Raw genomic sequence first — 7,674 nt, 5'->3', positions numbered from 1 at the left:
ACAGCGCGGTGGCCAGGAGCACGCCGGTCGCGAACAAGAGCTTGTTGAGATAGATGACCTTGTCCAGACCCGAAGCCGTATGCAACTCGTCGGCGAAGGACTGCAGAAGTCCATAAGCATGCAGCGTCACCAGGCCGGCGGCCAGGATCACGAATATAAAGACGAAAAATGCTGATTCCGCCTTGTGAAAACGCATCTGCTCCCCGTTGGAAAAGTGCCCATCGACCTTATGGCATGGGCGGGCTTACGGAGGGTTAATTTGGACAACCACAACGGGAACCTTTCCTTGCAGGTAAACTTTTCAGGTTGCATCGGAAGCAAGCGCTGAGATCGTGGTTTCCAGATCATCACCGGGGTGCAACCTCAGCCATTCCGGCCCCAATTGATGCCTGAACCAGGTGGTTTGCCGCTTGGAATATTGCCTGGTCGCGATCTTGGCGCGTTCGATTGCCTCGGGAAAGCCAATCCCTCCGGCCATCGCCGCCTGCAGTTCGCGAACGCCGATCGCTTTCATCGCCGGCAATTCGGGATCGAGGCCAAGTGCCGCAAGCCGCTTGACCTCGTCCAGCGCGCCCTTGTCCAGCATTTGGTCGAAGCGTTTGTCGATGCGTCCGACCAACGCCGCCCGATCCGGCTCGATCACCAGGAAATGCGCGCTTTGCCTGTCGATGAGCGGCTGGCCGCGCTCTGCCTGCCATTCCAGGATCGAACGGCCAGACGCATCGAGAACCTCCAATGCCCGCACGATGCGCTGGCTGTCGGTTGGCTTGAGCATCATGGCGGCCGCCGAATCCTCGCGCAGCAGCAGGCTGTGCAGCTTGACGGCGCCCTGCTCCTTCAATTCGTAGCGCCAACGGTCGCGGACCCGTTGCGGAATGTCGGGCATTTCCGAAATGCCCTCGGCCAATGCGCGAAAATAGAGCCCGGTGCCGCCGACAAAAATCGCTGTCCGTTCGGAGAATGTGCCGTCGTCGATCAGTTTCATCACGTCGCGCAGCCAGGCGCCGGTGGAATAGGGTGTCGCCGGATGGACATGGCCGTAGAGGAAATGCGGTGCGCGGGCGAGGTCGGCCGCCTCCGGCCGGGCGGTCAGCACGTCGAGCACCGAATAGCCCTGCATGGAATCCGTATTGACGATCACGCCACCCCTGCGCTCGGCCAGATCGAGCGCAAGCGCCGACTTGCCGCTGGCGGTCGGCCCGGCTATCAGGATCGCGTTCTTCACGCGGCCCTTGCCCGCCTGCCCGCCGGAATGTTCCATGCCGCTCATCGCCACGCTTGTTTCCCGTCCCACTGAGCGCGCTTTGTCGCTGTCGCTTGCGAATATGGCCTCACGGTCGGTCGGCGCAAGCGCTGTTGTCTGGCTGGCTGAAGGTATCGCCTGCGATCTCGTCCTGCCTGAGGCAGCCGACGCCGCCGCTGCGAGTGCCGTCTTGCGCACGGCACTCGCCAGCGAGTCGGTCGACGTGATCGTCCAAGAAGCAGAAACCCGCCGCAAGAAAATCCTGATCGCCGACATGGATTCGACCATGATCGACCAGGAATGCATCGACGAGCTGGCCGACGAGATCGGCGTAAAGGATCATGTTGCCACGATTACCGCGCGATCCATGAATGGCGAGATCGCCTTCGAACCGGCTTTGCGCGAGCGGGTGGCGTTGCTGAAGGGCCTCGACGCCACCGTGGTCGATCGCATCGTCGCCAATCGCCTGACGCTGGCCTCGGGCGGCCGTGTTCTGGTCCGGACCATGCGCGCCAACGGTGCCTGGACGGCACTCGTGTCTGGCGGGTTCGAGGTGTTCACGACGCGCATCGCCGCAATGCTCGGCTTCCAGGAGAACCGCGCCAATCGCCTGCTCGAACAGGACGGGCGCTTCACCGGCCTGGTCGGCGAACCTATCCTCGGCCGCGCCGCCAAGGCCGACGCGTTGATCGAAATTTCAGCGCGTCTCGGCCTGACGCCCGCCGACGCCATTGCCGTCGGTGACGGCGCCAATGATCTCGACATGATCCGCCTTGCCGGTACCGGTGTCGCGCTTCACGCCAAGCCGACGGTGGCGGCACAGGCCAAGGTCCGCATCGATCATGGCGACCTGACCGCGCTGCTCTATATGCAGGGCTACAGGCAGGAGGACTTTGTGCAATGAAACCAATGCGTACCGAGCGCCTGATCCTGCGCAACTGGGAGGATCGCGACCGCGACCTGTTCCACCGCATCAACTCCGACGACCGGGTGATGGAGTTCTTTCCATTCCGCCGTGACCGTGCCCAGGCGGATGCCAAGATGGACGAGCTCCGGGCCTGGACCACGAACGACGGATACGGTTTTGCTGCCGCCGAGATCACCGCCACCGGTGAATGCATCGGCTTCATCGGTCTCCTCGACACCGATCAGGTGCCATCCCTGCCAGCCGGCACCATCGAGATCGGCTGGCGGCTGGCACCTGAGTTCTGGGGCAAAGGCTATGTCACCGAGGCAGCCGAAGCGTGGCTGGCCTACGGCTTCGAGACGCTTGGCCTCGATGAAATCGTGTCATTCGCCGTCGCGGCCAACCGCCGCTCCACCGCCGTCATGCAACGCCTCGGCATGAGCGCGGATCCGTCCGGCGATTTCGACCACCCCAGCATTCCCGACAGCCATCCGCATCTCAAACGGCATGTCCTCTACAGACTGTCGCGCCAGGACTGGCAGGCAAGAAAAAGGGCAGCTCGCTAGCCGCCCTTTTTTCAGTGTTGTCGTGTTGTCGATCTTCCGGACCTCAGTCCATCCTGATCGTCACGAACCTGAGCTCGCCGGTCTTCGAGGCCAGCATCAGCAACGCATTCTTGCGCCCCTGTTCCTTCAAGGCGCCGATGCGGTCCATGACGTCCTTGGGGGTAGCAACCGATTCCTGTGCGATCTCGGTGATCACCTCGCCGGGCTGGATGCCGCGTTCGGCGGCGGCCGAGTCCTTGGTGACGTCGGTGATGACGACGCCCGAAACATCGGCCGCAATGCTGAACTTCTTGCGTGTCTCGTCGTTCAGTTCGCCGACCGTCATGCCGAGCACCGAGGCAGTGGAAACGGCCGGAGCCTTGTCGCCCTTGTCCTGGTCGGTGTTGCCCTCCTCGGCGTTGGCGGCCTTCTCGCCATCCTCGAGCCGGCCGAGGGTCACTTTCACCGTCTGTTCAACGCCCTTGCGCACGATCAGCACGTCGACCGCCTTGCCGACAGGGCTTTCGGCGACGACACGTGGCAGGTCGCGCATCTCATGGATATCCTTGCCGTCGAACTTGATGATGACGTCGCCGGCCTGGATCGTGCCATTGTCGACCGGGCCGCCCTTGATCACGCCGGCAACCAGCGCACCCTTTGCGGTCGCCATGCCGAGGCTTTCGGCGATGTCGTCGGTCACCGGCTGGATGCGCACGCCGAGCCAGCCGCGCCGCGTCTCGCCGAACTGGCGCAACTGGTCGACGACACCGGACGCGAGCTGCGACGGGATGGAGAAGCCGATGCCGATCGAGCCGCCGGATGGCGAGATGATCGCCGTGTTGATGCCGATGACTTCGCCCGCGCTGTTGAACAGCGGTCCGCCGGAATTGCCGCGGTTGATCGCGGCATCGGTCTGGATGAAGTCGTCATAGGGGCCGGAATTGATGTCGCGGTTGCGGGCCGAGACGATGCCGACCGTCACCGTGCCGCCGAGGCCGAACGGATTGCCGATCGCCATCACCCAGTCGCCGACGCGCATCTTGGTGGAATCGCCGAACTTCACCGCCGTCAGCTTGTGGCCTTTCGGATCGACCTTGAGCACGGCGACATCGGTCTTGGTGTCGGTGCCGACCAGCGTCGCCTTCAAGGTGACGCCATCGGAGAAATTGACCTCGATGTCGTCGGCATCGGCAATGACATGGTTGTTGGTGACGACGATGCCTTGCTCGGCATCGATGACGAAGCCGGAGCCCAGCGACTGCACCTTCTGCGAGCCGTTGTCCTTGTCACCGCCGCGGTTCTTGAAGAAATCGTCGAAGAAATCCTGGAAGGGCGAACCTTCGGGCAATTGCGGCATCGGCACCGCGCCCGGGCCTTCGGTACCCTTGACCGTCTGCGAGGTCGATATGTTGACCACCGCGCCGAGCAGGCCTTGCGCCAGATCGGCGACCGAAGCGGGCCCGTCGGCGGCAAATGTCGGCGCCGTGAAGGACGGGACAGCGACGGCGCTGACAAGAAGTGCCGCCGCGCCGGTGATGAATGTCCGCCGCGCCGCGCGCAAAATTGTTTTGGATGTCATCGAGAAGCCTCCCGGTATTCTTGAAAAGAAAAGCGCTTCGACGAAAACGCCGCGTCACGCCATGTTGGCAAAAAATACGGCACGTTTGCGGCTATGACTATCGGCAGAGGATAAATCATCGCCGCCCTCATGCGCCTCGTACCAGCCAGACGATGCCGACGCCGATCGCGATCGCCGCCAGCCCGGCAATCCGCAGCGCGTTCTCGGGCAGCGACAGCACTTCGGTGGCAAGCTTCCTGGCCAGGCCGGGAAAGCCGCCATAGACCAGACCCTCTATGACGAGGACGAGGCCCATGGCGGCAAGAAAATCCTGCACCGGCCGCTACTGGCCGGTGCTGGGCTGTGCCGCCGGCGCGGCGGGTGCCGTCGCCGGAGCGTTTGGCGCAGGCGAAGCCGGCTTTGCCGGTCCCTCGCTGCCGTCGGGATTGCGGAAGAAGCGGAAGAACTCCGAGTTCGGCGACAGCACCATCGTCGTTCCGGTGTTGTCCAGCGCCGTGCCATAGGCATTCATCGACCGGTAGAAGTCGAAGAAAGCCGGATCGCGCTGATAGGCTCCCGCGAAGGTGGCGCTGCGCTGGGCCTCGCCCTCGCCGCGCAGGATTTCCGACTCTTTTTGGGCTTCGGCGACGATCTCGACCACTTCGCGATCGGCGCGGGCGGTGATGCGCTGTGCCGCCTCATTGCCGCGCGCCCTCAGCCGGGCAGCTTCCGCCAGGCGTTCCGCCTTCATGCGGTCGAAGGTCTGCTGCGAGACTTCGGCCGTGAGATCGGTGCGGCGAATGCGGACATCCTCGATCTGCAGGCCGAGCGATGTGGCATCGGGCCTGAGCTGGTCGCGGACTTCGCGCATCATCACGCCGCGCTCTTCGGAGAGTGCTGCCTCGAAATCACGCAGACCATAGACACGGCGCAAGGCAGCGTCGAGACGCGTCCTGAGCCGGGCCTCGGCCAGTTCGATCTGACCGGACACCGCGGCGCGGAAGACCCGCGGATCCGAGATGCGATAGGCGATGAAGGCATCGACCTCATAGAACTTGCCGCCCGAGACCTGGACGCGAATGTTGTCGAGATCGAAGCGCAGCACCCGGTTCTCGATCAGCTGCACGGTGTCGGCGTCGAAGAACGAGAACGGCGCCTTGAAGTAGATGCCGGGTTCGCTCTTGACGTCGACAATCTCACCGAACCTGAGCACCAGCGCCTGCTGGCGCGCATTGACCACGAAGACCGACGAATAGAGCAGGAACAGGATAACCGCTGCTGCGACGACGATGATGGGAAGACGGTTGGCCATCACTGGTTACCTCCCGTAACGGGGGCGGCCGGTGCCGGCGCTTTCGGCTGCAATGCCGGCAGCGGCAGATAGGGAACGACCCCTTGCCCGTTGCCCTGCTCGACGATGACCTTGCTCGAATCCTTCAGAACCTTCTCCATGGTTTCCAGGTAGAGGCGCTTGCGCGTTACATCGGGCGCCTTGGCATATTCGTCATAGACCGAGATGAAGCGCTGCGCCTCACCCTCAGCTTCCTGCACGACCCGGTTCTTGTAGGCGGCCGCGTCTTCGCGGATCTGTGCGGCCTCGCCGCGCGCCTGCCCGAGCTTCTGATTGGAGTACTGGTTGGCCTGCTCGACGAACTTGTCCTCGTCCTGCTCGGCGCGCTGCACCTCGTCGAACGCATCGGCCACTTCGCGTGGCGGTGCCGCATCCTCGATCGAGACGGCGTTGACGTTGAGACCGGCCTTGTAGCCGTCCAGCGTCGTCTGGATGATCTCACGCACCGAGGCGGCAATGCCCTGGCGGTCGTCGCGGAAGATGTCCTGCGCCGGCCGGCGGCCGACGGCTTCACGCATGGCGCTTTCGGCAACCTGCCGCAGCATGCCGTCGGGATCGGACACATCGAACAGATACGCGCGCGGGTCGGAGACCTGATAGGCCACGGAGAACTGGACGTTGACGATGTTCTGGTCGCCGGTAAGCATCAGCCCGGACGTATTGCCACTTGTCGCGCCGCCGCCGCCGATATCGACGAGCTGCTCGGAAATCTTGGCCGTCTCGACGGTTTCGAGCGGCCACCAATGGAAATGCAGGCCAGGCTGCGACAGTTCGGTCTTCGGCTTGCCGAAGCGCAGTTCGACCGCGACCTCATCGGGCTGCACGGTGTAAACCGCCTTGAACGCCCACAGCACCACAAGTGCAGCCGCGATCAGCGCGAAGATAGCCGGGCTCGCGCCGCCGCCGCCCGGAAGAGCGCGCCGCAGCCGGTCCTGGCCGCGGCGGATGATGTCTTCGAGATCGGGAGGCGAGCCCTGCGGCCCGCTCGGTCCTTTTGGACCCTGCCCCCAGGGTCCCTGATTGTTGCCGCCGCCACCCCATGGGCCGCCGCCACCGCCGCTTTTGTCGTTCCAGGGCATGAATGTCCTTTCGCTTGGAATTCCCTCAAGCGCCGGCATTACGGCGCAAAATCCAGTATTGTTCTTCTATAGGCACGCCACGGGGCGCTTTCAACGCGATGCGCTTCCGACTTCGTCCGATTTGGTCCAGTCGCGACCCTTTGTCTTCCTTCAATGGCTCTTTTTTCGTTCAATGTCTCTCGCGACGCCGCTCGTAAACCGAATAGCGCGTCGGGTGGCTGTCCTTTTCCCCGGCAGGGACGTCCTGCGAGCTGACAATGCGCCAGGAATCGGGATCGATCGGCGGGAAATGCGCATCGCCGTCGACCGCTGCCAGCACATGGGTGACGTGCAGCCGGTCGGCCAGCAGCATGGCCTGGGCATAGATTTCGCCGCCGCCGATGACGCACACCTCGTCGACATCGGCCATGCCGCGCCCGCGCACCGTCGCCAGCTGGATCGCGGCTTCGAGCGAATGTGCCACCTCGACGCCCTCGGCGCGCCAGGTCTCGTCGCGGGTCACGACGATGTTCAACCTGCCCGGCAGCGGCCGACCGATGCCCTCATAGGTCTTGCGGCCCATGATGATAGGCTTGCCCATCGTATCGGCCTTGAAGCGCTTGAGATCGGTGGAGAGCCGCCACGGGAGCCCGCCGTCCCGCCCGATCACGCCGTTCTCGGCAATGGCAACGTAGATTGCGACATGCATCAATTTTCGTCCGTCGGCTCGAGGATCAGGATGTCGATGTCGCGCTCGGGGTAGAAATCATCCGCCGTCATCTCGAATGTCGTCGGTCCGGTCTTTTTGACATTGTCGCCGCAGAACGAGACCAGGGCTTTCGGATTGCCCTTGTCGATCGTCAGCTTGAACTTGCCGATCGTGCCCGTAGCCCAGTTGCCGCCGGTGGTCAGGATATAGGCGATGCGGCTCTCGAAATATTTGGGGTAGCCGTCAGGGTCGTCCTTGGCCGCCTTGCGCACCGCATTTTCGAATGTGCCGTCCATGCAATAC

Annotated in this window: 9 protein-coding genes and 1 pseudogene; 2 read left to right on the top strand and 8 right to left on the bottom strand. The window is 63.5% G+C overall.

From position 1 onward, the window contains the following. Positions 1–196 (bottom strand): annotated as a pseudogene (locus tag EN925_RS14795) (GGDEF domain-containing protein); the annotation flags it as partial. A gap of 105 nt (positions 197–301) precedes the next feature. Then, on the bottom strand, positions 302–1,270 hold the full coding sequence (miaA, locus tag EN925_RS14790; RefSeq protein ID WP_013531036.1) for a tRNA (adenosine(37)-N6)-dimethylallyltransferase MiaA: 969 nt from the start codon (positions 1,268–1,270) through the stop codon (positions 302–304). On the opposite strand from miaA, the gene serB reads away from it, so the two are divergent. Continuing rightward, on the top strand, positions 1,260–2,147 hold the full coding sequence (gene serB / locus EN925_RS14785) for a phosphoserine phosphatase SerB (RefSeq protein WP_127370536.1): 888 nt from the start codon (positions 1,260–1,262) through the stop codon (positions 2,145–2,147). The genes miaA and serB overlap by 11 nt on opposite strands. Continuing rightward, a complete protein-coding gene (locus EN925_RS14780; RefSeq protein ID WP_128336650.1) occupies positions 2,144–2,716 on the top strand; it encodes a GNAT family N-acetyltransferase in 573 nt (190 codons plus the stop codon). The genes serB and EN925_RS14780 overlap by 4 nt, the downstream gene beginning before the upstream one ends. Positions 2,717–2,759: 43 nt before the next feature. Here EN925_RS14780 and EN925_RS14775 read toward each other — a convergent pair whose 3' ends face one another. The 6 genes from EN925_RS14775 to EN925_RS14750 all read right to left on the bottom strand — a co-directional run. Further along, positions 2,760–4,274 (bottom strand): DegQ family serine endoprotease, encoded by a 1,515-nt coding sequence (locus tag EN925_RS14775; protein ID WP_127369764.1) that lies wholly within the window; start codon positions 4,272–4,274, stop codon positions 2,760–2,762. 127 nt (positions 4,275–4,401) lie between these two features. Continuing rightward, positions 4,402–4,590 carry a DUF2065 domain-containing protein gene (locus tag EN925_RS14770; RefSeq protein ID WP_013531032.1) on the bottom strand — a complete coding sequence of 63 codons (189 nt, stop codon included), beginning with the start codon at positions 4,588–4,590 and terminating at the stop codon, positions 4,402–4,404. 6 nt (positions 4,591–4,596) lie between these two features. Beyond that, positions 4,597–5,565, bottom strand: a complete 969-nt coding sequence (locus EN925_RS14765; protein WP_013531031.1) for a protease modulator HflC — start codon at positions 5,563–5,565, stop codon at positions 4,597–4,599. After that, complete coding sequence (gene hflK / locus EN925_RS14760; protein ID WP_013531030.1) at positions 5,565–6,683, bottom strand: FtsH protease activity modulator HflK; 1,119 nt, start codon at positions 6,681–6,683, stop codon at positions 5,565–5,567. Before hflK ends, EN925_RS14765 begins: the two co-directional genes overlap by 1 nt. Before the next feature lie 169 nt (positions 6,684–6,852). Continuing rightward, the gene (locus EN925_RS14755; RefSeq protein ID WP_013531029.1) at positions 6,853–7,371 is read right to left on the bottom strand and encodes a dihydrofolate reductase; all 519 of its coding nucleotides are present in this window, start codon (positions 7,369–7,371) and stop codon (positions 6,853–6,855) included. After that, a partial coding sequence (locus tag EN925_RS14750) for a DUF4424 family protein (RefSeq protein ID WP_128336648.1) occupies positions 7,371–7,674 on the bottom strand: 304 nt, incomplete at its 5' end. The genes EN925_RS14750 and EN925_RS14755, both read right to left, overlap by 1 nt.

This window comes from Mesorhizobium sp. M7A.F.Ca.US.006.04.2.1, assembly GCF_004022915.1.
In the GTDB taxonomy this organism is placed as follows: domain Bacteria; phylum Pseudomonadota; class Alphaproteobacteria; order Rhizobiales; family Rhizobiaceae; genus Mesorhizobium; species Mesorhizobium ciceri.
This window is presented reverse-complemented; position numbering and strand designations above follow the sequence as displayed.

Bases quoted from the DNA above. Each gene is read 5' to 3' on its own strand.
- EN925_RS14765 (WP_013531031.1), bottom strand. From the start codon at position 5,565: ATGGCCAACCGTCTTCCCATCATCGTCGTCGCAGCAGCGGTTATCCTG.
- miaA (WP_013531036.1), bottom strand. From the start codon at position 1,270: ATGAGCGGCATGGAACATTCCGGCGGGCAGGCGGGCAAGGGCCGCGTG.
- EN925_RS14780 (WP_128336650.1), top strand. From the start codon at position 2,144: ATGAAACCAATGCGTACCGAGCGCCTGATCCTGCGCAACTGGGAGGAT.
- hflK (WP_013531030.1), bottom strand. From the start codon at position 6,683: ATGCCCTGGAACGACAAAAGCGGCGGTGGCGGCGGCCCATGGGGTGGC.
- EN925_RS14775 (WP_127369764.1), bottom strand. From the start codon at position 4,274: ATGACATCCAAAACAATTTTGCGCGCGGCGCGGCGGACATTCATCACC.
- EN925_RS14755 (WP_013531029.1), bottom strand. From the start codon at position 7,371: ATGCATGTCGCAATCTACGTTGCCATTGCCGAGAACGGCGTGATCGGG.
- serB (WP_127370536.1), top strand. From the start codon at position 1,260: ATGCCGCTCATCGCCACGCTTGTTTCCCGTCCCACTGAGCGCGCTTTG.